The organism is Arthrobacter sp. PAMC 25486, assembly GCF_000785535.1.
In the GTDB taxonomy this organism is placed as follows: domain Bacteria; phylum Actinomycetota; class Actinomycetes; order Actinomycetales; family Micrococcaceae; genus Specibacter.
The window spans coordinates 4,387,276-4,413,772 of sequence record NZ_CP007595.1 but is presented as its reverse complement, the minus strand read 5'-3'; the positions used below and the strand labels follow the sequence as shown (position 1 = coordinate 4,413,772).

The 26,497-nt window shown below is 64.8% G+C and carries 24 protein-coding genes and 1 riboswitch; of the genes, 10 read left to right on the top strand and 14 right to left on the bottom strand.

The features are described from left to right. The first annotated feature begins 26 nt into the window (after nt 1-26). On the top strand, nt 27-698 hold the full coding sequence (locus art_RS19780) for a GNAT family N-acetyltransferase (protein ID WP_038467683.1): 672 nt from the start codon (nt 27-29) through the stop codon (nt 696-698). A gap of 74 nt (nt 699-772) precedes the next feature. Here art_RS19780 and art_RS19775 read toward each other — a convergent pair whose 3' ends face one another. From art_RS19775 to art_RS19765, 3 genes are all read right to left on the bottom strand, one after another. Further along, nucleotides 773-2,071: a YibE/F family protein gene (locus art_RS19775; RefSeq protein ID WP_052136822.1), complete on the bottom strand. Its 1,299-nt coding sequence runs from the start codon at nt 2,069-2,071 to the stop codon at nt 773-775. A 172-nt stretch (nt 2,072-2,243) separates the two neighbouring features. After that, nucleotides 2,244-3,233, bottom strand: a complete 990-nt coding sequence (locus art_RS19770) for a GNAT family N-acetyltransferase (RefSeq protein WP_038467681.1) — start codon at nt 3,231-3,233, stop codon at nt 2,244-2,246. Nucleotides 3,234-3,235: 2 nt separating this feature from the next. Then, nucleotides 3,236-4,621 (bottom strand): glycine--tRNA ligase, encoded by a 1,386-nt coding sequence (locus art_RS19765; protein WP_038467678.1) that lies wholly within the window; start codon nt 4,619-4,621, stop codon nt 3,236-3,238. A gap of 276 nt (nt 4,622-4,897) precedes the next feature. Here art_RS19765 and art_RS19760 point away from each other — a divergent pair, with 276 nt between their 5' ends. Beyond that, on the top strand, nt 4,898-6,502 hold the full coding sequence (locus art_RS19760) for a DUF222 domain-containing protein (protein ID WP_157875382.1): 1,605 nt from the start codon (nt 4,898-4,900) through the stop codon (nt 6,500-6,502). After that, nucleotides 6,499-7,209 (top strand): HNH endonuclease signature motif containing protein, encoded by a 711-nt coding sequence (locus tag art_RS21360; RefSeq protein WP_052136821.1) that lies wholly within the window; start codon nt 6,499-6,501, stop codon nt 7,207-7,209. Before art_RS19760 ends, art_RS21360 begins: the two co-directional genes overlap by 4 nt. Here the strand turns inward: art_RS21360 and art_RS19750 are convergent. Continuing rightward, nucleotides 7,206-8,330 carry a beta-propeller fold lactonase family protein gene (locus art_RS19750; RefSeq protein ID WP_038467673.1) on the bottom strand — a complete coding sequence of 375 codons (1,125 nt, stop codon included), beginning with the start codon at nt 8,328-8,330 and terminating at the stop codon, nt 7,206-7,208. The genes art_RS21360 and art_RS19750 overlap by 4 nt on opposite strands. A 103-nt stretch (nt 8,331-8,433) precedes the next feature. Between art_RS19750 and art_RS19745 the strand changes: the two genes are divergently transcribed. Genes art_RS19745 through art_RS19735 form a run of 3 tightly spaced genes read left to right on the top strand, consistent with a single transcriptional unit; the run spans nt 8,434 to nt 9,815 of the window. Next, nucleotides 8,434-8,811, top strand: coding sequence for a PadR family transcriptional regulator (locus art_RS19745; protein ID WP_038467670.1), 378 nt, complete (start codon nt 8,434-8,436; stop codon nt 8,809-8,811). Next, a complete protein-coding gene (locus art_RS19740; protein ID WP_038467667.1) occupies nt 8,792-9,529 on the top strand; it encodes a hypothetical protein in 738 nt (245 codons plus the stop codon). Before art_RS19745 ends, art_RS19740 begins: the two co-directional genes overlap by 20 nt. Before the next feature lie 55 nt (nt 9,530-9,584). Then, the gene (locus tag art_RS19735) at nt 9,585-9,815 is read left to right on the top strand and encodes an RNA-binding S4 domain-containing protein (RefSeq protein ID WP_038467664.1); all 231 of its coding nucleotides are present in this window, start codon (nt 9,585-9,587) and stop codon (nt 9,813-9,815) included. Nucleotides 9,816-9,945: 130 nt separating this feature from the next. On the opposite strand, the gene art_RS19730 is transcribed toward art_RS19735, so the two are convergent. Beyond that, the gene (locus tag art_RS19730; RefSeq protein ID WP_038467661.1) at nt 9,946-10,596 is read right to left on the bottom strand and encodes an alpha/beta hydrolase; all 651 of its coding nucleotides are present in this window, start codon (nt 10,594-10,596) and stop codon (nt 9,946-9,948) included. A gap of 156 nt (nt 10,597-10,752) precedes the next feature. On the opposite strand from art_RS19730, the gene art_RS19725 reads away from it, so the two are divergent. Next, the gene (locus tag art_RS19725) at nt 10,753-11,502 is read left to right on the top strand and encodes an SGNH/GDSL hydrolase family protein (protein ID WP_082000607.1); all 750 of its coding nucleotides are present in this window, start codon (nt 10,753-10,755) and stop codon (nt 11,500-11,502) included. A 414-nt stretch (nt 11,503-11,916) separates the two neighbouring features. Beyond that, nucleotides 11,917-12,375 carry a hypothetical protein gene (locus tag art_RS19720; RefSeq protein ID WP_038467655.1) on the top strand — a complete coding sequence of 153 codons (459 nt, stop codon included), beginning with the start codon at nt 11,917-11,919 and terminating at the stop codon, nt 12,373-12,375. Nucleotides 12,376-12,519: 144 nt separating this feature from the next. Here art_RS19720 and art_RS19715 read toward each other — a convergent pair whose 3' ends face one another. The 3 genes from art_RS19715 to art_RS19705 all read right to left on the bottom strand — a co-directional run bounded on the left by art_RS19715 (nt 12,520) and on the right by art_RS19705 (nt 18,420). Continuing rightward, the gene (locus art_RS19715; RefSeq protein ID WP_225437402.1) at nt 12,520-13,602 is read right to left on the bottom strand and encodes a homoserine O-acetyltransferase; all 1,083 of its coding nucleotides are present in this window, start codon (nt 13,600-13,602) and stop codon (nt 12,520-12,522) included. A gap of 122 nt (nt 13,603-13,724) precedes the next feature. Next, nucleotides 13,725-15,041: a bifunctional o-acetylhomoserine/o-acetylserine sulfhydrylase gene (locus art_RS19710; RefSeq protein ID WP_038467651.1), complete on the bottom strand. Its 1,317-nt coding sequence runs from the start codon at nt 15,039-15,041 to the stop codon at nt 13,725-13,727. Nucleotides 15,042-15,118: 77 nt separating this feature from the next. After that, nucleotides 15,119-15,235: riboswitch (SAM riboswitch) on the bottom strand. 587 nt (nt 15,236-15,822) lie between these two features. Then, nucleotides 15,823-18,420 (bottom strand): Tex family protein, encoded by a 2,598-nt coding sequence (locus art_RS19705; RefSeq protein WP_082000465.1) that lies wholly within the window; start codon nt 18,418-18,420, stop codon nt 15,823-15,825. Between the two features lie 126 nt (nt 18,421-18,546). Between art_RS19705 and art_RS19700 the strand changes: the two genes are divergently transcribed. Then, complete coding sequence (locus art_RS19700) at nt 18,547-19,185, top strand: VOC family protein (protein ID WP_038467648.1); 639 nt, start codon at nt 18,547-18,549, stop codon at nt 19,183-19,185. Nucleotides 19,186-19,413: 228 nt separating this feature from the next. Here the strand turns inward: art_RS19700 and art_RS19695 are convergent, their stop codons facing one another. After that, nucleotides 19,414-20,124: a CPBP family intramembrane glutamic endopeptidase gene (locus tag art_RS19695; protein WP_038471147.1), complete on the bottom strand. Its 711-nt coding sequence runs from the start codon at nt 20,122-20,124 to the stop codon at nt 19,414-19,416. A 266-nt stretch (nt 20,125-20,390) separates the two neighbouring features. Between art_RS19695 and art_RS19690 the strand changes: the two genes are divergently transcribed. After that, nucleotides 20,391-21,068, top strand: coding sequence for a histidine phosphatase family protein (locus art_RS19690; protein WP_038467645.1), 678 nt, complete (start codon nt 20,391-20,393; stop codon nt 21,066-21,068). 205 nt (nt 21,069-21,273) lie between these two features. Here the strand turns inward: art_RS19690 and art_RS19685 are convergent, their stop codons facing one another. The 5 genes from art_RS19685 to art_RS19665 form a co-directional block, all read right to left on the bottom strand. Beyond that, nucleotides 21,274-22,065, bottom strand: a complete 792-nt coding sequence (locus tag art_RS19685) for a DeoR/GlpR family DNA-binding transcription regulator (RefSeq protein ID WP_038467642.1) — start codon at nt 22,063-22,065, stop codon at nt 21,274-21,276. Between the two features lie 34 nt (nt 22,066-22,099). Then, the gene (locus art_RS19680; protein WP_038467639.1) at nt 22,100-22,939 is read right to left on the bottom strand and encodes a class II fructose-bisphosphate aldolase; all 840 of its coding nucleotides are present in this window, start codon (nt 22,937-22,939) and stop codon (nt 22,100-22,102) included. A 12-nt stretch (nt 22,940-22,951) separates the two neighbouring features. Further along, entirely contained in the window at nt 22,952-23,914 is a 963-nt protein-coding gene (locus art_RS19675; protein ID WP_038467636.1) for a 1-phosphofructokinase family hexose kinase, read from the bottom strand. Beyond that, on the bottom strand, nt 23,911-24,957 hold the full coding sequence (locus art_RS19670; protein ID WP_082000464.1) for an ROK family protein: 1,047 nt from the start codon (nt 24,955-24,957) through the stop codon (nt 23,911-23,913). The genes art_RS19675 and art_RS19670 overlap by 4 nt, the downstream gene beginning before the upstream one ends. A gap of 127 nt (nt 24,958-25,084) precedes the next feature. Further along, nucleotides 25,085-25,990 carry an SIS domain-containing protein gene (locus art_RS19665; RefSeq protein ID WP_038467633.1) on the bottom strand — a complete coding sequence of 302 codons (906 nt, stop codon included), beginning with the start codon at nt 25,988-25,990 and terminating at the stop codon, nt 25,085-25,087. Nucleotides 25,991-26,497 lie beyond the last annotated feature (507 nt).

The following is a 26,497-nucleotide window of genomic DNA, read 5'->3' as shown; positions in this document are numbered from 1 at the left end:
GACCGACGCCCGGATAGGGTATTCAGATGCTGACTATGCACGATGTTTGGCCCTTGTTTGACCTCACCATCACCTCTCCGCGCCTGGTCATGAGGGTTGTGCGGGATGAGGACCTGCCCGGCATCGTGGCTGCGGCGCTGGCTGGCATCCATGATCCGGCGCGCATGCCGTTTTCGGTGCCGTGGACCGACGCGGACCCCGTGGACCTGGCCCGGGGCATGGCCCGCCACCAGTGGGAGCTGCGCGCCGGCGTCCGTCCTGACCACTGGACCCTAAACTTCACCGTGCTGCTCGACGGCGTTCCGATTGGCACTCAGTCGGTCGGCGCCAGCGGGTTTTCCGCCAACCAGACAGTCAACTCCGGATCCTGGCTAACCCAGTCTCAGCAGGGCAAGGGGTACGGCAGGGAAATGCGGGCCACGGCACTGTTGTTTGCCTTCGACTTCCTCGGCGCCGAGGCTGCAGAATCCAGCGCGACCATTTGGAATGCGCCCTCGCTCGGTGTTTCTCGGAGCCTGGGCTACCACTTCGGGGCCACCAAGCCCATCGAGCCCCGACCAGGTCAGCCGGATATGTTGCAAGAACTGAGTGTGGCCGCTGCCGAGTTCAAGCGACCCGCGTGGGACATCTTGGTCGAGGGCTTCGATGCCGTGGCGCAGGATTTGCTGCTGGCGGGGCCGCACGGCAGGCGCAACTGAACATGGCGCTGGGACGGCAGGTCCCGCCGTCGTTCCTCCACGCACGAAAAACGGTGCTGGGACGAATCCTTCGGCTACACCCGGCCCAAAAACTTGTCGCCCGCCGCTTCACCAGGCAGTGAATCCTTCAGGGATGGTGCGGCAGGCCGGCCCGTGGCCTTGACGACGGCGACGGCCACCAGCGTGGTGACGGGAATGGCCAGGACCAGGCCGATGGAACCAACCAGGATCCGCACGATTTCCTCCGCCAGTTCGCTGCCGGTCAGTGCCGACAGCAGCGGCTGGTCGAACAGGGAGACCATGAGCAGTACCGGCAGGGCACTTCCCGCGTAGGCAAAGGCGATGGTGTACACGGTGGAGGCGATGTGGTCGCGGCCGATCCGCATGGCCGCGGTGAACAGTTCGCGGCTGCTCGTGTGCGGGGCGAGCTCGTACAGTTCCCACACGGCCGAAGACTGGGTGATGGTCACGTCGTTCAGCACGCCGAGACCCGAAATGACGAGGCCGCACAGGATCATGCCGGACAGGGACATGCCCTGGGTCAGGTTCAGGAGCTGGTAGCCGTAGTCGCCGGTCGTTCCCGTCAGGGCCGCGGCATCCACCGCCCAGGCCGCCAGCCCCGCGGTGACGAGCAGGCCGAACAGGGTGCCCAGCAGCGCGGTGGACGTCCGGGCCGAGAATCCGTGGGCAAAATACAGCACACCAAACATGATGGCCGAGGAACCCACCAACGCCACCAGCAACGGCGGCTGGCCCTGCGCGAGTGCGGGCAGGATGAACCACGCCAGCACCCCAAACGCCCCAATCAGCCCCACCATGGCGCGCAGTCCACGCCATCTGGCCACCACCACGACGACCAGCGCGTACAGCACCGCCAGAAAGCCCATGGGCAGGGTGCGCACAAAATCCATGAAGATATAGGTGGGCCCGTTGTGGTCCGCACCCGTGATGGCGGCCAGGCCCGACAGGTTCAGGTACCTGATGGTTTCCCCGGCATTGACCCCGCGCGTCTGCACAATGTCGGGGCTGATGAGCACCGGCACCTCGGCCAGGCCCTTGACCTCAGTGAAGGCAATGAAGCACTCTGTCCCCGCGGTGCCGCCCGCATTGAGCGAGCAGTCTTCGGTGGCCGTGCGCACCACCTTGCCGGTGTCGATGCTCGCCCCCGGCGCCGCGGCGTAGGGGTTGCCGGACGGCTCGGTTGTTGTGCCTGCCCCGGGCCACATGACCACCATCGCGACAATGGTCAGCACGGCCAACGGTGCCAATATCCAGCTCAGCAGCACCACGGCACGCCGCCGCATCGCCTTGCGGCGGCGCAACTCCGGACGGCTCAGTGTGGATTCATCAGCGTGCGAATGTGAATGGCCCATGGGCTGGAGTTGGTCCTTCGATTGGGTCGGTCGTCAGAGGGCTCCGGGCGGAGCCGGCTAGCGCAGGCGGCAAACGCCGGGTCCAGAAAGCGAGCGCGGATTTTTTCGGCGAAGAATGAGCCCTAAAAAATCTTTCTGCGAGCGGTGGGCCCGGCGTCTGCCGCCGGCGGATCTATTCCCCGAGGACCAGTGTTTCGGCGCCGCGGACCTTGGCCGCACCCACGGAAATCATGGGATTGACGACGGCGGACAGGACCTCCATGGAGTCGTCCAGTTCCAGCAGGACCGGGTACTGGTGGGTGATGAGGGCTAGCAGGTCGTACACGGCCTGCACCGCCTCATCACGTTCCAGCACCGGCTCAACACCGAGGAACACCTCGGAGGCGCCCGCGGCAACCTCTTCCGTGGTCTCGATGCTGCCCTGCGAATAGCTGAGCGCAAAGGCCTGGATCTTGCCCTTCTTGCTGGGTGCAACACCGGTGCCGAAGGCGCTGGCGGGCTCGGCCCGCAGCACCAGAGCACCGTGGGCGCCCGTGAGATCGTCCAGGAACATGCGCTGGACCAGGCCCGGGCTCAATGGACCGGTGGGATCCCACTGGTTCACGGACTCGTAGTAGCGGCCCACCACGCCGGTCAGTTCAACCGAGCCGGTGGCCAGATCCTGCACTCGGGCTTCGGCTTCCGCCTCGGTGCCGCCGCCAAACTCGGGCAGCTTCAGCGCGCCGGGGCCCACCTCAACCACACGGTTGCGCTGCAGCACAGCCAACCCCATCGTCTCGGCGAAAGCAGCACCCGAGGTGCCGGGGGCAGCCTTGGTGCGCAACGCCGTCGTGCTTACCAAACCGGCAGCAAGTGCACCGTCGGCTTCACGGCGCAGCATAGTCAGCAAGGTGGCGCCAACGCCTGCGCGCCGGTGGTCCTTGGCAACCTCGACGTACGCCCACAGGCGCGCCGGGTGCAACTTCGTGGAGTACACGACGCCGGCCGCGACCGGGATGCCCTGGTCCTCGGCGACGATGGTGCGCCGCCACGGGCCGCTGTCCGATTCCGGCGCCAGTGCGGCGCGGAACTGCCCGGCCGGGGCCGAATCGGCGTCTCCCCAGATCTCCAGAAGAGTCAGGTCATCGCCGTCCTGCCACGGCCGGTAGACAAGTTCAGCCATGCTTACGCACCCAGGAGGCGGGTTGCCAGGTAGGCCTGCACCTGGTCCAGGGGCACGCGCTCCTGGCTCATGGTGTCGCGTTCGCGGATGGTCACGGCGTTGTCCTCGAGGGTTTCAAAGTCGACCGTGATGCAGAACGGGGTGCCGATCTCATCCTGGCGGCGGTAGCGGCGGCCGATGGCGCCGGCGTCGTCGAACTCGATGTTCCAGTGCTTGCGCAGCGTGTTGGCAAGCTCCTTGGCCTTCGGGGACAGCTCCTCATTCCTCGAAAGCGGCAGGACAGCGGCCTTGACGGGGGCCAGGCGCGGGTCCAGCTTCAGGACGGTGCGCTTGTCCACGCCGCCCTTGGCGTTGGGTGCCTCGTCCTCGACGAACGCATCCACCAGGAATGCCATCATGGAGCGGGTCAGGCCGAAGGACGGCTCGATCACGTAGGGGGTGAAGCGCTCGCCCGTGGCCTGATTGAAGTAGCTCAGGTCGGTGCCGGATCCCTTGGTGTGCGAGTTCAAGTCGTAGTCGGTGCGGTTGGCGACGCCCATGAGCTCGCCCCACTCGGAGCCCTTGAAGCCGAACTTGTACTCGAAGTCGATGGTGCCGGCGGAGTAATGCGCGCGCTCGTCATCGGGGACGTCAAAGCGGCGCATGTTCTCCGGGTCGATGCCCAGATCCATGAACCAGTCCCAGCACAGCTCGACCCATTCCTTGAACCACTTGTCGGCGTCTTCGCCGGGCACAAAGAACTCAATTTCCATCTGTTCGAACTCGCGCGTGCGGAAGATGAAGTTTCCGGGCGTGATCTCGTTGCGGAACGCCTTGCCGATCTGGCCGATGCCGAACGGGGGCTTCTTGCGGCTGGTGGTCAGCACGTTGTTGAAGTTCACGAAGATGCCCTGGGCGGTTTCCGGACGCAGGTACTGCAGGCCGGTTTCGTTGTCGACCGGGCCCAGGAAGGTCTTGATCAGGCCGGAGAACATCTGTGGCTCGGTCCATTGGCCCTTGGTGCCGCAGTCGGGGCACACGATGTCTTCCATGCCGTTTTCCGGCTGGCGGTTTTTCTTCGCCTCGTAGGCCTCAAGGAGGTGGTCTTCGCGGTGGCGCTTGTGGCACTGGGTGCACTCAACCAGCGGGTCGGTGAACGTGGCGACGTGGCCCGAGGCTTCCCACACGGCCTTGGGCAAGATGATGGAGGAATCCAGTCCCACCATGTCCTCGCGGCCGCGCACAAATGCCTGCCACCATTCGCGCTTGATGTTTTCCTTCAGCTCAACGCCGAGGGGCCCGTAATCCCAGGCCGACCGCGTGCCGCCGTAAATCTCACCGGCCTGAAAAACAAAGCCGCGACGTTTCGCGAGTGAAATGACCTGGTCAAGCTTGGACTGAGGCGCCACTGTTTACTCCTATTTATTACGAGGCCGCTGGGTGCGGTCCGTTCCGCGCTCAAGCCTACCTTTGGGTGCCGCTTTGGGGGAATTCCCCGGCCGCCCGTGGGCATGCTTGTGAGATGCCCAACGCCCGCACCTTTTCCCAAGCACGACGGCGTGTCCCGGCGTGCGCTGCCCGGCCCGCCTGCTGACGCATTGCCAGATCCCTGCCACGTCATCAGTTATCGAAACTTTCTTTGGGTAACTATTGCGGTCTGATTACGGTGAGCGTATCCTTGGTGTGTGAGTATTCGGGAGCAGTTCCCCGGGGACCGGGGTGGTGGGGCCACACAGGATGTGACCTCAATCCTCGCTGCGATCACTCTTCCTTCCATTGAACCCTTTGGGTCTGACAATGTTGAGCTGGCGGGCTTGCCCGAACGTCCCGTCTATCCGGTACCTGATCCGCTGCCGGTGACCCAGCTCTCCGTGGCACAGTGCGCTTATGACGCCGCGATGGCATCCTTGGCTGAGATTAAACGCCACGAGGACGCGCTCGACGGGGCCAAAGCACGCTTGATTGCCCGTGCCGTCGGGGCAGCCGGTGTGGAGGCTGAACTGCTGGGACTGGACACCTGGCAGGACGGGATCGCGGCTTCCTCCACAGCGACGGAAATCGCACTAACCCTCGGCATCCCCGAACGTACGGCAGCAGCCCTGGAGTATCACAGCGTGGTACTGGTCAAGGAACGCCCCGACGTCCTGGCCGCGTTGGAGGCTGGGGAACTTTCCTGGCATCACGCCACGATCATCAACGACGAAGTCCGTACATTGCAGGAAACCCCCACGACAACCGTTGAGGATGCGACCCTTCTTGAGGCCCGGCTGCTGGTGCTGTCAGAGAACACGACGGCGGCCTCCTTTGCCGGGAAGGCCCGGCGGGCGCGGGAGAAAATGCACCCGGAAACCATGGCAACCCGGACCAAGGAAGCCTTTCGCAAACGCACCATCAGCTGCGACCCCGGCAAAGACGGCATGTCCTGGCTGACCATGCACCTGCCCACGGTCAGCGCCTCCGCGATTTACACGCACTGCACCCGCCTGGCCCGCGCCATCAAGGCCGAGGCCCACCGCGCGCAGCACGCAGCAGACGCATTCGGCACCGGCCAGGACTGCCGGGAATACAGGACCCTCGATCAGCTGCGGGCCGACATCGCCGCGATCCTGCTCCTGGGCCAGGACCTGCCCCTGTGCCCGGCGGGCTCAACCGGCGCCTCAGACACCGGCACTGGCACTGGCACCGATACTGGCACCGGCACCGCAAAGGGTGGGTCGCCTCCGGTGTTCGGAGATTCCGGAACTGCTCCGTGGCCTGCGAAAGGGGCTCAGGCTACGGCCGACCCCGGCAAGTCAACTAAGCCGGGCAGTTCAAGCGAGCCGGGCATGTCGTCCTTGGGGCAGGCCTCCGCCTTCGAGGTATCACTGGTCGAGCAATTCGACGTGCCTCCCTGGTCACACGAGCGGGGCAGCAAGGACATCGTGGCCGGTGACGATCCCGACCAGAACATCAGCACCAGCACCGTTGAGGACCTAGGGACCAGCGACACCGCGTCCACCGCGTCCACCGCGTCCACCGCGTCCACCGGGCAGCGTGCCCCTACCCCCTCAGCTCCCTCCAGCCACCGCCAGGAACCCTTGGCGGAGGGGACAGTTCTGCCCTCCCAGGCTGACCCCGCTGTTCTAGCCGACAGTTTCATCGCACCGCGGGGCTCCAACAGCTCCCACAGCGCACAGGACGCCGACAACTCCTCTTCGCAGGTTGCCGACGATGGTGGACAGGAACCGGCCAGAGGCCCTGACGGGGGAACTGGTCGGGGACGGGTCCGGGCTGGTGGGGTGGATCGTTGACGGGATTCCCGAAGACCCGCAAACCCGAATACCAACAGCAGCTTCAGGAGCTGGCCCACTCAAAGGTCCTGACCGATCCGCCCCTGCCCGAAGCCCTGGTGATCGTCACGGTGCCCTACCTGGGGCTGTTGGGGATTACCGATGAACCAGGGGAACTCGCCGGCCCGCAAGGCGGACCCGTCCCAGCAGAAATCGCCCGGAAACTCCTAGCCCATTCCTCCTCGTTCCTGCGCGTGCTCACCGACCCGATCAGCGGCGAAGCCCTGCCACTGCAACCAGAACGCTACACACTCCGAGCGGCAGAGAAAGCCGTGCTGCAAGCACTCGCCGGAGGCTGCTACGTCCCGAACTGTCCAAACCCTGTCATGGACACCGAACTCGACCACCTGCGCGCCTTCGAGTTCGGCGGCGCCTCCACCCTGACAAACCTGCGCGCGGCCTGCAAACGCCACCACACCCTAAAGCACTTCAAAGACGACAAAAACCGGCGCGGAGAACGTCGCAGCATCAACGAACCCGAACGCCATGGCATCAAACTACGCGGCTGGACCGCCAAGGTCACCGACGATGGCCGCGTCGGCTGGATCGCACCCAGCGGCACCTACCAACCACCACTGAATACCGACCCGCAACGACCCATGTACCCCAAATGGCTCAAGAAACTCATCAACAAGTCCCTCGGCGGCACCAGAAAGCCCGGGAACTAGCTGCTTAGCAGGATGCAGGCGGGGCTGCCGAACTCCACAATTTGGACCGGCTCGGCGCCAGGCAGACCGTGTTGGTCCAGCTCAAAGACGGCAACATTATTGGAAAGCTGGTTGGCGACATACAGCTTGTGGCTGCCGCTCCCCTCCGGAGAAAGCGCAAAGTGGCGCGGCCAGTTGCCACCACTGGGCACCTGAAGGAGAAAGGACGGCGGTGTGGGCGCTTGCCCGCCCAGCTCTAAGTCCGGCAATTCTGAGTCCGGCAGCCGGCTCACATCCAGAACCACCAGGGTGTCGGGTCCACGGACTGCCGCATAAAGCTTCCTGCCATCGCCGGAGAGCTGGATGTGGGAGGGGAAGAACTCTTCCACCGAGGAAATCTGTTCGGCGTTTTCTGCCAGGGGTGTTTTGAACAGCCAGTGCCAGAAATACCCGCCCGCGCTCTTGCCTGCTTGTTCCCCTTGAGTGTGGGCCACAGCCGTCCGCCGCAGCACATGCAGGTGGCCGTCGAGCTCGCCGGCCACCAGCAGGAAGTCACCCTTAAGGGCAACATGGCGTGGACCGGTACCCGGAGGAAGCTCCGCGGACCCCAACAGGACGAGGGAGGCGGCCGAATACTCATCCACCCTGTCGGAGCCGAGATCGGAAACCAGCACAGTGCCCCACTTGGTGGCCGTGACCTGGTGCGCGTGCGACTCCCCTTGCCGGTCGGCCACTGGCCCGCTGCCTGGGTGGGAGACGAGCTCCAGCGGCTCAGGTGCCATTTCCGCGAGCAAGCTCGAAAGTGGCGTGACGGAAGCCGTTCCGGAGGAGTAATTGGCGGCCCAAACATTGCCGTCCACGAGTGCCACATGGCAGGTATCGGCGCCCCCACTCGACGCCCGGCCCATGACGTCCAGTGATTGCGGGTCCAGCGCCAGGACAGTGCCGTTGGTCAGCTCTTCAACCGCAAGCAGCACATCTCCGCCGTTGGCCAGGAAGGACGCATTTAATACAGCGGAGCTTTCAACCTGCCGCTCCCCCAACAATCCATCTTCGGCCAGGACGAAGCGTGAGATGCCAGGCCCGGCCCCGTAGCCCGCTTCGGTGTAGCCACTGATGATGATGCTTGCGCTGGAGGGCATGGCTGGTTCCTTCTCGGGACGTAGATGAGTTCTGCTGCCACGCTATCGCGGACGACAAGAAATGTCGTGACATTACTCCACATCGCAAGGTACTATGCATTGCATGGTACCTAATGACGCCGTCAGCACGAACCTCCGCAAGGGGGTCTTGGAGTACTGCGTCTTGGCCATGATCGGAGCCGGTGAAATGTACGGACTGGACATCGCCAACGGCCTGCAACAGCGCGGCCTCCTCACCAGCGAGGGGACACTGTACCCATTGTTGGCAAGGTTGCGCCGCAATGGCCAGGTGGAGACGAGCTGGCGTGAATCCAGCCAGGGCGCACCCCGCCGCTACTATACGTTGACGGCCGAGGGGCAGGATTCCCTGACTTCGTTTGCCGACGTCTGGGAATCCTTCAGTGCATCCGTCAGCGACACGCTCAAGTCAACACGCTCAAATCCACACCAAGGGGACAGCAATGAATCACCACACCGATGAGTCCGCGGTCCACGACTATCTGGCAGCACTGGAGGCGAGGCTGGCACAGCTGCCCACAGACCAGTCGGAGGAAGTCCTGTTCGGAGTTCGCGAGCACATTGCGGAGGCCCTGGAGCGAGGAGGACAATCCACCAGCGAAATCCTGGCCGGACTGGGCAGCCCCGACGACATCGCTGCCGGGCTGACAGGAGCCGGCATGGACGGTCCCGGGCCCGCGGCATCCAGCCCCTACGCTTCGGGTCCATACTCTTCGGGCAGCCACTTTCCCAACGCCGCTTCTGTTCCTGGCACCTTCCAGTACCCAAACAACACTCCACCGGCGGCCCCTGGTTACCAGTCCTCAACCGTGTGGGTGGTGGCCACCTGCATCCTCCTCCCCTTTGGTGGGTTCTTGGCGGGAATCGGCTGGCTGTTCGGAGTAGCCGGATTGTGGCTGGGCACGCGCTGGAAAACGTGGGAGAAGATCATGGGTACGGTGCTGTTTCCGGGCGGCCTTGTGGGCAGCTTGTGGATGGGCTTGGTGGCGGCATCCGCAGTGGGTACCACCACCTCGGCCACGGTGACAACGGGTATGACAAATGGCGGAGTCGACTCAGCTGTCAATCCCCTCTTGCCTGTCCTGCCGGGCCCTGCGGCTGTGGCGCTCATTCTCCTACCACTGGCGGTGGCCGTTTACCTGCTGGTTGTCGGCCTGCGCCGCGGTCCGGCAACGAAGTGAGCCAGCAAACGCTCTCGCGTCACCGCGCGCCCCATTCATGCGGCACAATTAACCCATGAGTTCACACGAGATCATTGACATCCCCATCCGCGACGACATGATCCGCCTGGGCCAGCTGCTCAAGCTTGCCAGCCTGGTTGAGGACGGCGTTGAAGCCACCGAGCTCATCAAGAATGGCCTGGTCAAGGTCAACGGCGAGATCGACGAACGCCGCGGCCGCCAGCTCCACCCCGGCGACACCGTCACCATCAACGGCGAAACGGTCCGCATCACCACCGGCGGCTGACGTCCCCTGCGGGACCAAAGCGGAAGAGAGCTGCCGAAGGACCCAATCCGAGCCTGCGAGGTTTGGGAGGCAGCGAACGCGAACGCGGCGGCACCCAACCTGAGTGCCGCCGTCGTTCGTTAAATGGGAGCTACTTGGTGGTCTGCACGTTCAGGACCTTGTACTGTAGGAACTCGCCCACGTGCGCGATTTCCTGGGCGTTGATGCCATGGAAAATGCCCGTGTAAAGCACCTTGGTGAGCTTCACATGGCCGTGCATCCAGGTGTTGGTGGCCTCGACGGCGGTCTGCGGGATGACCGGGTCGGCTTGGTCGCGGCCCCAGAAAATCTCCGGCTTGGCGGCGGCCACGGCGGCGTCGTCGAAGAACGGATCACCCTCGTCATCGACCACAAATCCCGACAGTCCCACCACTGCGGCATAGTCGGTGGGGCGGTGGCGCAGCAGCGAGGTGGCCATGCACATGCCCTGCGAGAAGCCCAGCAGCGTCACGGATGTGTGGGCCTCGCGGACGCCGTCCAGCCAAAGTTCGACGGCGGTCGCGGCCTCCGTCACGGCCGTCACCGAGTAGCTGAGGTCGTTGCGCAACGGGAACCAGGCGTAGCCGGGTCCGGCCTGCAGCGGCGCCCGGACCGAGGCCACGGTGAAGTCGGAGGGGAGCTGGCTGGCCAGCGAGAACAGGTCCGCCTCGTCGGCGCCGTAGCCGTGGAAAATTACCAAAAGTGGTGTTCCGGCGCGTTCAGTTTCAGGGCGTGACCAAAGGACTGTGGGGGTTTCACTCATGTTCACATCTTTCCATGCAGACCGGCAGGCCCAAAAATGCGGGAGGGGAAATCTGTGGATTCCGGTGCATAGGGGTGGCGCCGCAACGAGGTTACCGGGCAGTATGTAAGTGTGAATGATTCTTTGCTGCAGCATCCCTGGACCCGCTACGTCGCCATGGGCGACTCATTTACCGAGGGCATCGGCGACCCCGAGCCGTCAAGCCCCGGCGGCTACCGCGGCTGGGCTGACCGCGTGGCTGAGGAATTGAGCCACGGCACAGCAGATTTCCGCTATGCCAATCTGGCCATTCGGGGGCGCCTTCTGGGCCAGATTCTCGGCGAACAGCTGGAACCTGCCTTAGCACTCAAGCCGGACTTGATCAGTATTTCCGCCGGCGGCAACGACCTCATCCGGCCCGGTTCGGATCCCGATGCCCTTGCAGAGCAGTTGGACAGGGCTGTGGGGCGGATGGCTGCCGCCGGAGCCACCGTGCTGTTGTTAAACGGACCCGACATTCGCGACACCCCCGTTCTTGGCATGGTGCGCGGCCGGGTGGCCGTCTACAACGAAAACCTGCGCACCATCGCCGCCCGGCACGACGCGGTCGTGGGTGACATGTGGTCGCTGCGGCAACTCAGCGACACGCAGATGTGGGCTGATGACAGACTGCATTTCTCCCCGCTCGGCCACCACACCATCGCCATCATGGTGTTGGCGGCCTTGAACGTCCGCCACGGCCTCGTGCCACTTGAGCCGACACCGCTCCCTCCGCAAAATTGGCAAACTGCCCGCGCCGGAGACCTTGTCTGGGCCAGGGAATTCCTGGTTCCGTGGGTGCTGCGCCGGATCCGGCACCAATCTTCCGGCGACGGCATCACCGCCAAACGCCCCACGCCCGGGCCGGTGTTCGGCCCCGGCTTGTAAGGCTGCCCCAGCAAAAGATGGACGACGGGGCATGCTCGGCGAGGTGCACGCCGTCGTTCATGGTTTGCCCCGTCATCTCAGCCGCCGCTTCCGCTGGCTCAGCACCCGCTTGCGCAACCACGGCGTCAGCGTCATTGAGTGACTGGCCCTGCCCGTTTGAACAATAGCGCTGCCAGTACCGCACCGAAGGCAGCACCAAGGGGGCTGCCGTCACCTGGCAGCCGGGCCTCTGCATGGGACATGTGCGCCACATGAGTCTCCACCCTTGTGCAATACGTCCGAAAAGCCTTCGAATTGTCTCTGATTGCGAGCCCGTCCCGGCACGCCGGGGCCGGTGCACAGCCAAGGCGACTAGGATGAGTGGAGGCGCTGTGGGGTTGTGCGCCCTATCAGAAGAGGTGCATTGTGACAGTCATGTTTGGGCCACTAGCTGTGGGCAGTGTTGCCGCGTCATCGACCCCATCATTCTCCCTCCAACCATTCTTTGTGCTGGTCATCATGGGCGTGATCCTGATCAGTTCATTTGTCCGGGCCGCCAACCGCAAGAAGCGCTCCCAGCAGGCCAGCACCCATGTTGGCACCCCGGCCCATCCAGTGGCCGGGTCCCCGTCTGGTGCGAATCCGGCAGGACGTCAGGGTGTCGCCCACCAGGCTTCCGGGACACCCTATGTCGGGACCTTGCTCAACGGTGTTCCGCTGCAAAATTACGACAACTCCCACGGCCACCAGACCACCGGGTTCGCCAATGAGCGCATGCGTGCCGAAGCTGAGCTCAAGCGTCAGCTCGACGCACTGGATGCGGCCCGCCGAGCCGGCCAGGTCACGGCCGAGCAGTACGCCACACACCGGGAAGCGATCTTCAAGAACTTCTAACGAAGGTACGCAAAAGATTGCCCCTGCAAATCTTCTGCAGGGGCAATCTCTTTGGGCCCACGCACCCGAGGGCCCAATACGGAGACCCGCCAGTGGTAACGCGCCGGCTGATCCGCAGTGGGTGGATGTGGGGAGGGGCGGCGGTCAGGGCTGGAAGAAGGACTCCTGCAGCAACGCACCCACGGCGGTAACTTCCGTGAGGAAACCGTCGTGCCCAATGGGTGAATCTATTCGGCCCACCGGCACATGCCCCGGCAGTGCTGCGGCCAGCGCTTCCGATTGTGCCGGGAAGTACAGCCGGTCGCTGTTGACGGCTGCCACGATAAATTCGACGCCGTCCGTCACGGCAAGTGCCTCCTCGAGGCTGCCCCGGCCACGCGCCACGTCATGACTCATGAGCGCCTCGGTGATGGCGATGTAGCTGTTGGCATCGAAGCGGCCCACCAGCTTGTGCGCCTGGTGGTCAAGGTAGCTTTCCACCCGGTACCTGGCGGATTCGGCGGACTCCAGCCTGTCATGGCTGATGGTCCCGTCTCCCTGTGCCAGCCGCCCAAAACGCCCGTCCATCTCCGTCTCGGAGCGGTAGGTGATGTGGGCAATCCGGCGGGCCAGCCCCAAGCCCAAGGCGGGTGCTGCGCCGTCGTAATAGTCCCCGCCGGCAAAGTTGGGATCCTGGCGGATCGCCAACACCTGCGCCTGGGCAAAGGCAATCTGCTCGGCAGTGCTTGCCGCGCAGGACGCGATCACGGCGCAACGCCGCACCCGCTCCGGGTGGCTTGCGGCCCATTCCAACGCCCGCGCACCACCCATGGAACCGCCAATGACGGCGTTCCAAGAGGCGATTCCCAGCCTGTCGGCCAGCAGCGCCTCAGCGTCGACCGAATCACGGATGGTGACGAAGGGAAAGCGGGAGCCGTAGGGCCGGCCGTCGGAGGCGATGCTGGAGGGCCCGGTGGTGCCGTAGCAACCGCCGAGCATGTTGGCGCAGACCACGAAGTACTTGTTGGTGTCGATGACCTCGCCGGGACCGACGAGACCTTCCCACCAGCCGTCCTCCTCGGAGTCGCCGCGGCTGACGTGGGTGCTGCCGGTCAACGCGTGTTGGATGAGGACGGCGTTGTCACCGGAGGCGTTCAGGGTGCCCCAGCATTCAAAGGCCATGGTGACCGAGGGCAGCACGCCCCCGGCTTCGAGCGGCAGTTCGCCGATGTGGATTGAACGCAGCACACCGCCGCCCTGGCCAACAGCGGCGGAGAAGTCACTGCCGACTGGTTCTGGTGCGTCGATTTCTGCTTCGGGGGAAAACACGTTGCCCTCCACAGCCGTCGGAATCACTAGGCTCACTGGACTCACGCTGATTTGGCTGCGCGGAATCCGGCTTCGAGGTCGGCGATGATGTCCGCGACGTTTTCCAGCCCGACGGACAGCCGGACCGCTCCCGGGCGCACACCTGCGGCAAGCTGCTGCTCGGGTGAGAGCTGGGCGTGGGTGGTGGAGGCCGGGTGGATGACGAGGGAACGCACGTCACCGAGGTTGGCGACGTGCGAGTGCAGCTCGAGGCCGTCCACAAAGCGCTTTCCGGCCTCGAGGCCGCCCTTGATGTCGAAGGAGATGATGGCGCCAACACCGTTGGGACCGTACTTGCGGCCGCGTTCAAACCAGGGGCTTGAGGGGATGCCGGCGTAGGCCACGGCTGCAACGTTCTCGTTGGCCTCAAGCCATTCGGCGACCGTGACGGCGTTGCTGACGTGGCGTTCCACGCGCAGGCTCAACGTCTCAACGCCCTGGGCAATGAGGAAGGCGTTGAACGGTGAGATGGCTGCGCCAAGGTCGCGCAGCAGCTGGACCCGGGCCTTGAGCACGTATGCCAGGTTGGCGCCCAGCGCGCAGCCGACGCCGAGGTCGCGGGCAAAGACAATGCCGTTGTAGGTTTCGTCGGGCGTGTTGAAGCCCGGGAACTTCTCGGGGTTGGCTGCAAAGTCGAACTTGCCGCCGTCCACAATCACGCCGCCGATGGCAGTGCCGTGTCCGCCCAGGTACTTGGTGGCGGAGTGGATGACGATGTCGGCACCCCACTCGAGCGGGCGGATCAGGTACGGGGTGGCAAGGGTGTTGTCCACGATGAGCGGCACGCCGGCTTCGTGGGCGATCGCGCTGATGTTTTCCAAATCCAGCACGTCTTGGCGCGGGTTGGAGACCGTCTCGCCGAAGAACGCCTTGGTGTTGGGACGCACGGCTGCACGCCATTCGTCCAGGTTGTCGGGGTCGGAGACGAACGTGGTCTCGATGCCGAGCTTCTTCAGCGAGTGGGCCAGCAGGTTGAATGTGCCTCCGTAGACGCTGGGGCTGGAGACAATGTGATCGCCGGCTTCGGCAATATTCAGGATCGCAAAAGTGGTTGCCGCCTGGCCCGACGCCAGCAGCAATGCGCCGACGCCGCCTTCGAGGTTGGCAATGCGGTCTTCGACCACTGCCGTGGTGGGGTTGCCGATGCGGGTGTAGATCGGCTCCAGCTCCGCCAGGGCAAACCGCGCCGCGGCGCTCTCGGCCGACGGGAACACGAATGATGTTGTCTGGTAGATCGGCAGTGCGCGGGCGCCGGTGGTGGCGTCGGGCTCCTGGCCTACGTGGATCTGACGGGTTTCAAATGACCAACCGTTGCTCATGGCTGTTTCCTTTAACACTAGAGGCCTGCAACGAAAGCCCCCGACACGTCAAGCGGTCGCAGGGTTGCGTTGCGGATGGCCCGCGCTTGCACCGGAACCGGTCGGTTCGATGCCAGGTCCTCACCCGGGGCACCCCACCGCGGAAGGAGGGTTGCCGGTCAGCAAGCCGGGGCTGTGCGCTGACACTCATGACCTGCATCCAGTGTGAAAGAATCGCCGCGCGCTTGCAAGATTGTGACGAGTTTATGACTTTTACCGAAGAACTGTTTGAATTCTGGCCCCGAAAGTGCCGTTACCTGAATGAATGACTGACCGTTTGTCACATTCGGACTTATTTGGCCGCCAACCCGGTGTGGAGCTGAGCGCTGCAAGGATGTACGATGCATCTCGCAGCTCCAGACCCGTCATGCGAATTTATGCATGGGTGGGCCGGCCGCGACACCCACCTTCCAGCTCCCGCCCCCTGCCGCCGGGCTGCGTCGGAACGCTGATGGCGTCGGAACAGTAAACACCTGCGCACCGTTACGGCACAACCACGCGCCACTTTTGAAGCTGCGAAAATTGTCAAGCTGTGCACCGTTACGGCACAACCACGCGCAGCAGCAGTGCAGCGAGTCCGAGCGCCGGCGGAATCGCGGACACAGACGCACCACTCGCCACGAGTGGTGCGTCCAAGCGTCTATACGCGCCAGTAGGGATGACCTGTGCGTATGAGCTCACGCAACGGTGGTAGTCGTGTCGACCAGGCCCACGTGGTGTTTTCGTTCCGGAATTCGTGGAACTATTTGCCCAGCCCCGCCCGCCGCAGTGCCTCCGCCATTGCTGTGTTGGCCGACGGTGCCGCCGTGTTGGCTGACGGGGCGGCAGTGTTGGGGCGGGTCTGCGCGCCGGTCCCCCGGGGACCACGTTGCCCACCCTTCTGCCCACCCGGTTGGCGGCCCTGGCCGGAGTTGGAGCCCTGTGCGGAGCCAGGGTTGGAGCCTTGTGCGGAGCCAGGGTTGGAGCCCTGTCCACGGCCAGGGTTGGCACCTTGTCCGCGGCCGCGCGCAACCGCACCACCGCCCTGAGGCGAGGGCCGGCTGGACGCGCGGGAGCCGGCGTCGGGCTTCCCGGCCACGCGCTCCCCCGCCTTCGACTCATCATCCAGGCGCAGCGTCAGCGAAATCCGCTTCCGCTCGGGCTCCACCTCAAGGACCTTCACGCGCACAACCTGGCCGGACTTGACCACTGAATGCGGGTCGGAGACGAAGGAGTTGCTCATGGCGGAGACGTGGACCAGCCCGTCCTGGTGCACGCCGATGTCAACGAACGCGCCAAATGCGGCCACGTTGGAGACGGTGCCTTCCAGGATCATGCCGGGGCGCAGGTCGGTGATCTTCTCGATGCCGTCGGCGAAGGTGGCCGTTTCGAAGCGGGGGCGGGGGTCGCGCCCGGTCTTTTGCAGCTCGGCAACGATGTCTTGGACGGTGGGCAGGCCGAAGTCGCCATCGACAAAATCGGCCGGGTTGACCGATGCCACGGCACCCACGCCGACGGTAATCTCGGCCGGTTTGGCACCCACCGCGGCGAGGATTTTGCGTGCCACACCGTACGCTTCGGGGTGCACGCTTGAGGCGTCGAGGGGCTCCGCTCCGCCGGTGATCCGCAGGAAGCCGGCGCACTGTTCAAAGGCCTTGGGGCCGAGGCGCGCAACCTTCAACAATTCCCGGCGCTTGCTGAACGGGCCGTGCTCGTTCCTGTGCGCCACAATGTTTTCGCTCAGGAGGGGCCCGACGCCGGCCACCCTCGCCAGGAGCGCGGGCGAGGCCATGTTCAGGTCAACACCCACTGCGTTGACACAGTCTTCAACGACGGCGTCGAGGGAGCGGTCGAGCTTGGCGGGGGTGAGGTCGTGCTGGTACTGGCCCACGCCGATGGACTTGGGCTCGATCTTGACCAGTTCGGCGAGCGGGTCTTGCAGGCGGCGCGCGATGGACACCGCACCACGGAGCGAGACGTCCATGCCGGGAAGTTCGGCACCGGCCAGTGCCGAGGCCGAGTAGACCGAGGCGCCAGCCTCGGAAACGACGAGCTTGCTGACCTTGCTCTCCGGGTTTTGGCGCTTAAGTTCGGCCACCAGCTCTGCAGCCAATTTGTCGGTCTCGCGGCTGGCCGTTCCATTGCCAATGGCCACCAACTCAACGTCATACCTCTGTGCCAGTGAGACCAGGGTTGCGAGTGCCTCGTTCCAGCGCCTGGCCGGGGCGTGCGGGTAGATGGTGTCGGTGGCGGCAACCTTGCCCGTGCCATCAACCACGGCCACCTTGGTGCCGGTGCGCAGGCCAGGGTCGAGGCCCAAGGTGGCGCGGTTGCCGGCCGGGGCCGCCAGCAAAACGTCCCTGAGGTTGGCGGCAAAAACCCGCACGGATTCCTCTTCGGCACTTTGGAAGAGCCGCACGCGCAGGTCAACTGACAGGCGGGTCAGGATGCGGGTCCGCCAGGCCAACCGGGCGCTGGTCATGAGCCAGGTGTCGGCTGCACGCCCAGATTCGGCAATGCCGAGCGAACGCGCCACGGCGCCTTCGTACGCGGCGCGGGCCTGCGTCTGGGCGTCGGCGTCACGGGAGTCGGCCTCCGACAGGTCGAGCGAAAGCACGCCCTCCTTTTCACCACGCAGCAGGGCCAGGACCCGGTGGCTGGGCAGGGTGTGGGGTGGCTGGGCGAAGTCAAAGTAGTCCTTGAACTTCTCTCCTGCGTTGTCCTTGCCGGTCTTGACGGAGGAGCGCAGCCGGCCGGTTTTCCACAGCCGTTCGCGCAATTCCCCCACCAGGACGGGGTCCTGGCCTGCGCGTTCGATCAGGATGGAGCGGGCCCCGGCCAGGGCATCGTCGGCGTTGGCGACACCGCGGGCAGCATCGACAAAGGCGTCGGCTGCCACCGCGGGGAACGTGGCAGGATCCGCGAGCAGTGCATCAAGCAGCGGCTCCAGACCGGCCTCGCGGGCGGCGTCCGCCTTGGTTTTGCGGGTCGACTTGTACGGCAGGTACAGGTCCTCCAGTTCGGACTTCGTGGCGGCCGACTCAACAGAGCGGCGCAACGCCTCGCTCAACTTACCCAAGCCGTGGATGGTTTCCAACACCACCACGCGCCGGGCTTCCAAGTCGCGCAGGTACCGCAAGCGCTCGTCCAGATCACGCAGCTGGGCGTCATCCAGCGTCCCGGTGACTTCTTTTCTGTACCGGGCAATAAAGGGGACGCTGGCGCCGTCGTCCATCAGTCCAATCGCGGCACGAACGTGGGCGGCACGCACACCCAGCTCGGCGGCGATGGCGGCAATGATGCGCTCGGCCTGTGCAGCGGCGGTGGGCAGGGTCAGCGGGGCGTGCAAAATGTCAGTCACACCTCAATTCTGCCCCACGTGGCGGGCAACGCGAAGCCCCTCACAGAAGTCCCTAACATCAGACGTCCCATGTGACTTAGGTAACGCTAAGTCGAGCGCCGTTGAACAAAGTGCCAAGATGAAGTCATGCGAATGGACCATGTTTCTTATGCCAGTGAATCAGACGGATTGGCTGCCACCACGGAGCGAATCGCCGGTGCCCTCGGGGTCAAAGCGGTGAAGGGCGGCATCCACCCGCGCTTCGGCACCCGCAATATGATCATCCCCCTCACCGACCACCACTATGTGGAAATTGTCGAGTGCCTCAACCACCCCGCGTCCGACAAGGCGCCGTTCGGCCAGGCCGTCAAGGCGCGTTCGGCAGCAGGCGGCGGATGGATGGGCTGGTGCGTCGCCGTTGACGACCTCACCCCCTTTGAAGAACGCCTCGGCCGCAGCGCCGTCCCCGGCAACCGCAAGTTCCCCGACGGCCAGGAGTTGATCTGGCAGCAGATCGGCATCATGGGCCTGATCGCCGACCCGCAGGTGCCGTACATGCTCAAATGGGAGGGCGACCCCGCCCTGCACCCGTCACTGGCCCGCGAGTCCACCGTCAAGCTGTCCTCGCTGACCATCGCCGGCAGCGCCGAACGCGTCACCGAATGGCTCGGCGAACCCGTCGAGGCACCCCTGAACGACGTCGCCGTGGAGTGGATCGCCCCGCGCGGCACCCCCGGCATCATGTCCGTAACCTTCGAAACGGCCGGCGGCCAGGTCACGATCTAGCTTTTCTTGGGGGCCCACTTTGTGGGCCCACGACCGCGGCATCCACCTTCGAGGGTGGGTGCCGTTTTCGTTGAGTCACCGTCCCGAAATCCATTAAGCAGTTGTTGGACGAAAAGGACGCATGAAAGCGCTTTCCAGTGCAACAACTGCGTACTCGATTTGAATGACGGGGAGGGCAGGTTGCGGGTGAGGAAAGTCCAGGAGGACATGAAGGGAAAGGCACAAAGCTCAGCCGCCGAAACCCAGCGACGGACCCAGCGTGAAGGCCGCGATGTCCACCAGCGCGTGTGCGGCCACGAGCGGCGCGACCCGGCCCCATTTCTTGTACACCCAGCCAAACAGCAGCCCCATCACAAAGTTGCCGATGAACGGTCCGAACCCCTGATATAGGTGGTAGCTGCCGCGCAGCAGGGCGGCCAGGAAAATCGCGGACCACCAGCCCAGCCCGATTTTCTGCAGCCGCCCCAGCAGGTAGCCGTTCAGGATCACTTCCTCCAGTACGCCGGCCCGGATCGCCGAGAGCACCAGCACCGGCACCGTCCACCAGTACTGGTTCAGGGCGCTGGGAATGATCTCGGTTGTCACACCAAGCGCCCGCCCCGCAGCATAGAGGCCCAACGACGGCACACCAATAATGACCAGCAGCCCCAGCGCGCCGAGCCCGTCACGCCACGGATGCCGCCAATCCAGCCCCATCTTCAAGAACACCGACTTCCCCGGTTCAGCCAGCAGGTAAAACACGAGCAAGACCGGCACCAGCGCAAAGACAATGTCCAGGATCTGGTAGGTAAAGTCAAAGAATTCGCGGTTGTTGCGCACCGCATTCAACGTGGCGGTGCCCTGCGAAATCGGCGCCCGGCTCATCTTGTCCAGCAACGACACCACCGAGTACACCGCCGACTGCCCCAGCGACACACCCAGCACCAGCAGCACCTCCATGATCAGCCGCCGCCGTGATTTGTTTCCCCAGCCCTGATGGTCGACGCCGGACCCCGCACCTTTCGCAGTTGGCGACCCCGCACCCAAGGGGGTTGGGGCCGGAACGGGAGGAACGGCGTCGTGCTTGGAAATAGCGGGAACAGGATCACTCATAGTCCCAATCATGCCGTCCTTGGACGGAAATCGCATGCGCCGGGCCCCTGCACCCCAGGGACCCGGGCCGGGCTTGCGAGGTTTGGGCGGGCGTGGGGAATACGCTAGGTGGCATGGGTGCACCGCGACAGATCATCATGGTGCGGCACGGACAGTCGGCCGCGAATGTTGACCAGACCATTTACAACAGGATTCCCGATTACCGGATTCCGCTTACCGAGCTCGGCGTGGAGCAGGCGAAGGCGGCCGGTGAGAGGATCCGACGGCAGCTGGATGGGCAACAGGTGCGCGTTTATGTCTCGCCGTATCTGCGTGCGTACCAGACGCTCGAGGCGATGAAGCTGGGCGATCTTGTGGAGACGACCATGGAGGAGCCGCGGCTGCGGGAGCAGGACTGGGCGAACTTCCAGAACCCGGAGGAGATTGCCGACCAGAAGGAACTGCGCAACGCTTACGGGCATTTTTTCTACAGGTTCCGGGAGGGCGAATCGGGCTCGGACGTGTACGACAGGGTGTCCTCGTTCATGGAGACCCTGTTCAGGCACTGGGACCGGACCGATTCCGCCCCCAACGCCTTGTTCGTCACGCACGGGCTGACCATGCGGCTGTTCTGCATGCGCTGGTTCCACTGGTCGGTGGAGTATTTTGAGTCGCTGAACAACCCGGAGAACGCTGAAACGCGCACGCTTATCAAAGACGGCGACCGCTACACGTTGGACAGGGCGTTCGCGCAGTGGACCCCCGCTGAACCGGGCACCACCGTGTTGGACGCCCCCGACCGCATTTGGTGATCCGCGGGGCTTCCCTGCCCGAAACGTCCCTCGAACTCGCAGTAGATGCCCTCCCTGTTGAAAAGGAGGGCATCTACTGCGAGTTCACGGCCGCATCCGGCGCGGCGGCGCATCTGGCGCGGCGATGCATCTGGCGCGGCGGCGCGGAACGTTTTGGTGAGGGAGCGTCGGCCAAAACACCCGTTTGGAGGGAGCGTTTGAAGAGCTACAGCGCGGGTGCCACGATCACGTTGGTGCTTGCATCCTTGAACGCCTGCAACTGTTCGTCGGTGATGGTGGAGTCTGTGATGAGCGTGCCCAGGTTTGTCAGGTCCATGGTGGCGAACGCGCGGCGGCCAATCTTGGAGGCGTCGGCCAGGATGAATGCCTCGGAGGCGCGGCGGGCCATCTTGGAATTGACCGATGCCTCACCCTCATCGTTGATGGTGGGAGCGGCACCGGGCTCAATGCCGTTGACGCCAATGAAGGCAAAGTCCAGGGCCACCCGCTGCAGGATGGAATCCGCGTACGGTCCCACGAGTTCATAGGAACGCGGGTTCACAATGCCGCCCGTGACCATGATCTTGAAGTTGGGCCGGATGGCCAGCTGGGCGGCAATGTTGATGGCGTTCGTAACCACCGTGAGGGTGGGCCGGTTGGACTGCTCCATGAGGTCCTCTCGCGTGGAGAGCACCTGTGCCAGGGCCGTGCTGGTGGTGCCGCCACACAAACCAATGACGGCCCCCTTGGGGATCAAGGCGCTGGCGGCGTGGGCGATCTGCTGCTTTTCCAGCGCGTAGTCGTCCCGGTTGTACCGCCCGGGCAGGTCATAGGAAACTGAACCGCTCGTGGCACCGCCGCGGGTGCGCGTCAGCAACCGCTCATTGGCCAGTGAATCGAGGTCTCGGCGTGCGGTGGCCGGGGAGACGCCAAGCTTCTCGACGATCTCATCCACTTCCACCTGACCGTCGGAGGCCAGAATGTCCAAGATGGCGGTGAGTCGTTCAGTTCTGTTCATGTGGCACTCCTGGGCGGCGAACCGCCATTTTGGGTTAGTTGGCGGCGGCAAACAGGGACAGCAGGCGGGACACTTCCGGAACCAGTGCGTCCCGGCCGGCGCCCAGGTACTTGCGTGAGTCCACCACCGCCGGGTTGGCGTCGAGGTATTCGCGCACGGCACGGGTGAAGAAGCCGTTCAGGTGGGTGGAGACGTTAATCTTCGTCATGCCGGCCGCAATGGCCGCCACGATGTTCTCATCGGAAACACCCGAGGAACCATGCAGCACCAGGGGCACCTGAAGGGCGGCCTTCAACTGGGCGATGCGTTCCAGGTTTAACGCGGCGGAACGCTCGGTCATGGCGTGTGAAGAGCCAACGGCAACGGCCAGCGCGTCAACACCGGTCGCGGCTACGAAGGCGGCAGCTTCGGTCGGATCGGTCAGCACGCCGGGAGCGTGGGCACCGTCCTTGCCGCCAACCTTGCCCAGCTCGGCCTCAACATACACGCCGCGTGCGTGGGCGTAGGCCGCCACACGGGCCGTGGTCTCCACATTTTCCGCATACTCGAGGTGGGCGCCGTCGTACATGATGGAGCCGAAGCCCAAGTCCACCGCCTCGTACGCCAGCGCCTCGGACTCGGCGTGGTCGAGGTGCACGGCCACCGGCACGGACGCCTTGCGGGCCGCGGCCAGCGTGGCCACCGCAACCGGCTCCAGCCCGCCATGGAACTTGGCACAATTCTCGGAGATCTGCAGGATGACCGGACGCCCGGCGGCCTCGGCCCCGCCGATCAGCCCCTCGATGGTCTCGAGGTGGATCACGTTGAACGCGCCCTGCCCCGTGCCGGCCTTCGCCGCCAGGTCCATGATGTCGCGCGTGTTTGTCAAAGCCATGAAATGAGATCCTTAGTGGTCTGAGAGGATAAGTTGTTGGGCCAGCTCGGCGTGCCGGGGTGAGATTTCCCCGGCGCCCGGCATGAGCACGGCGGCGGCGCTCCATGAGGTGGCCTGGCGCAGAATCTCGCGCAGGTCCGTGGTTCCGTTGGCAAGTGCGACGGCGGCCGCGCTCACCGCCGCGTCTCCCGCCCCTGTCGGGTTGCCGCTGAGCGGGGCCGGCAGTTGCGCCTGGATGTATGTGCCGGGCATGTCGGCGCTGAAGGCCAGCATGCCTTCCTCACCCACGCTGACCAGGACTCGCTTGGCGCCCAGGTCCATGAGCTTGCGGGCGGCGGCGACCAGGTCGTTCTCCCCCACGGCTTCCATGAGTTCGTGGTTGTTGGGCTTGAGCAGATCCGCCCCTGCCCTGGCGGCGGCCAGGATGCCGGCACCCGAGGTGTCGATGATGGCGGGCACCCCGGCCGCGTGGGCCAGGGCAACCAGGGCGGGATAAAAGTCGGCCGGTGCCTGCTCCGGGAGGGAGCCGGAGCCGACGAGGACGCCCGGGCGGCGCACGCCGTCGGACGTCTGGACACCGGCCAGGTTGTCAACGACAGCTGCGGCCAGCGCCTGCCATTCGGCGGCGGACAGGGCCGGGCCGGCCTCGTTGAAAATGCTGGTGGTGTTCTCGGCCGCGGTGTCCACCAGGGCCACAGTGCGGCGGGTTGCGGCGGCCACGGGAACCAGGTGGTGCAGCATGCCGGAGTCGGCAACGTCGTCGCGGAACTGCTCGCCGGAAGGCCCGCCAACCGTGGCGATGGCGAGCGTGGGGTGGCCCAGCTGGTGCGCTACACGGGAAACGTTCAGTCCCTTGCCGCCTGCCCGGTATAGCGGGGTGGGGACGCGGTGCGAGGAGCCCAGATGAATGCCAGCCACGGTGTAGGTGACGTCGACGGCCGGGTTGGGGGTGACGGTCAAAACGAGGTTGTTCATGATGCTGCCTCCGTTGTGCCAACTCCGGCATCGGCAGTGCCACCACCACTGAGGCTGCGGGCCTTCAGTGCCGATCCGATCAGGCCGGCGTTTTCACCCAGTGCCGCGTGCACGTATTCGGGTCGGCGGTGGAATGTCAGCAGCTCATCCACCCGGGCTGCGAGCGGTTCAAACAGGGCGGGGCCGGCCATGGACAGCCCGCCGCCGAGCACCACGGTGTGGGTGCCGAGGATGGAAACACACTGGGCCACGCTGAACGCGAGGGCGTTGATGGCGTCCTTCCAGACCTGCGCTGCCACCGCATCGCCTTCTCCGGCCAGAGCCAGCACCGCGCGGGCACCGGCCACGGAGGATCCGGTCGCTTCGGTGTAGCGGCGCGCTATGGCACCGGCCGAGCCGAGCGACTCCATGATCGCCAGGCTGCCATCCGGCGCCGGGACCATGGCGTGGCCGATCTCCCCGGCATAACCGCCGCCGGCAACACGGTGGCCGTCGCACAATACCGCCCCGGCGATGCCCGTGCCAATCACCAGGACGAGCACATCTTTCTTGCCTACAGCGGCGCCGAGACGGAATTCAGCCTCACCGGCCATGCCGACGTCGTGCCCAAAACCAACGGGCAGCCCCAGCGCAGCGGTCAGCGTCGCCGTGAACGGGAAGTCTTTCCAGCCCAGGTTGGCCGAGTACACGCCCACTCCGGCCGCCTCATCGACGATGCCCGGCACCGTCACGCCCACCGCGGAAATCTGCAGTTCCGGATGCGCCGCCCGGTATTCGGCCGTCAGTTCCACGATCCGCGCACAGACGCTCTCCCCCGATCGTGCACCGTCCAGCGGGGTGGGGTGGCGCTGCACATCGTGCACCTCGACGCCGCCTTGGAGCGCATCGCCGCGCACGATGCCCACTTTCATGTCGGTGCCGCCAATGTCAAAGGCAAGTACGACGTCGTTGCCTCCCTGGGCGGCAACGACGGGCTGGGTGCCGGGCTGAGTGCCGTTGGACTGGGGGCCGGGATGGCCGGCCTGGTTCGTCACGGTGTTCATAAAGTTCAGGTACTTTCGCAGGAAAACGCACAGGGCAAAGGTGGACGGAAAAACAAGTGGTTAAACAGCAGGCACCCCACCTTGATAAAAGTGGGGTGCCTGCCATTTTAGCCGGTACCCGGTGTTGTTAGTCGTCCAGGATGACCGAGCGTGACAGGTTGCGCGGCAGGTCCGGGTTCATGCCGCGGGCCCGGGCACGCTCCAGGGTGATGCGGTGGATGCCGGCCAGTTCCGCGAGCGGGTGCACGGTGGTGTTGACGTACAGCGCACCGGTCTTGGCAACGTCGCGGTCCAGGCCCTCGGGCTGCTCGCCGAACATCCAGGTGACGCGGTTCGGGGCGGCGATGGAGATGGGGCCGTGGCGGTATTCCTTGGCCGGGTAGGACTCGGTCCAGCCCTGCACTGCTTCGCGCATCTTCAAACCCGCCTCGTGTGCCAGGCCCACGGTCCAACCGGTGCCCAGGAAGGTGAACTGCTCGGCGTCGATCAGTTCCTGCGAAACCGGGGCGGTCACCGTAATCTTGGCGTCTTCCACGGCCGCACTCAGGTCCATGCCAACGCTGGTCAGCAGGTACGTCAGGGCGGTGGTGGCAAAGCGGGTCTGCACCACTGACTGCTCGTCGGCGTAGGGCAGTTCGACGACGGCATCGACCAAGGTCATGATCGGCGAGTTGACGTCGCCCACCAGGGCAACGGTGTGCACGGTGCCCTTGATGGCGGTCAGGATTTCCAGCACCTCGGTGGTGGTGCCCGAGCGGGTAATGGCGATGACGGCGTCATAGCCGCGCTCGGCGCCCAGGAAAGCCTCGGACGCGGCGAAGGCGTCGGTGACACCCTTGCCTGCAGCTTCGCGGGCCGTGGCGTAGCTCTGGGCCATGAACCAGGAGGTGCCGCAGCCAATCACGGCAACGCGTGCGCCGTCTGCCGGGAGCAGGTTCTCGCTCTTGGCCTGGGCAATGGCCTTGGCCCAAACCTCAGGCTGGCTGGTGAGTTCGGCATCCATGAAGGGGCCAAGTTGGGTGTTCTCGCTCATGCTGGCGTGCTCCTTGTTTCAGGTCTTGGTCCGGCGGCACTTCTGTGGCGTGCGGAAGACGTTTTCTTTAGCCCAAGTCTAACACATGATGATTATTAGTGATCGTAAAACGTCAACTTCAATCATTCTTCCTGCAACGTTTTCAACCCGGAACCGGAGGCTGCAAGCACGAGCCTTCCCTTCCACACGCAATTTCCGCTCCACGTCCCGCCCAGCAACTTCGAAAGAGCAGCTGATGCGATCATTCAGCTGACGTGGTCAAGTGGGCGTTGCAGCGCGCTTCGACATTGGCCCTAAACCACGCCGCAGCGAGCCCCCTCCCGCGAGAATGGGTCGATCTCGCGAGGAGGGCGCGACTTTGGCGGCAGGTGGCGACTCGGACCCATTTTCGGTGAACCGGGGCAGAGGTGCTGCGGGTTCGTCCCATTTTCGGTGCCACTTCGGCCCGTGGAGGTTGAAACAGCTGCTGTTTCAACCTCCACGGGATCGGGGACGGCCACGAGCACG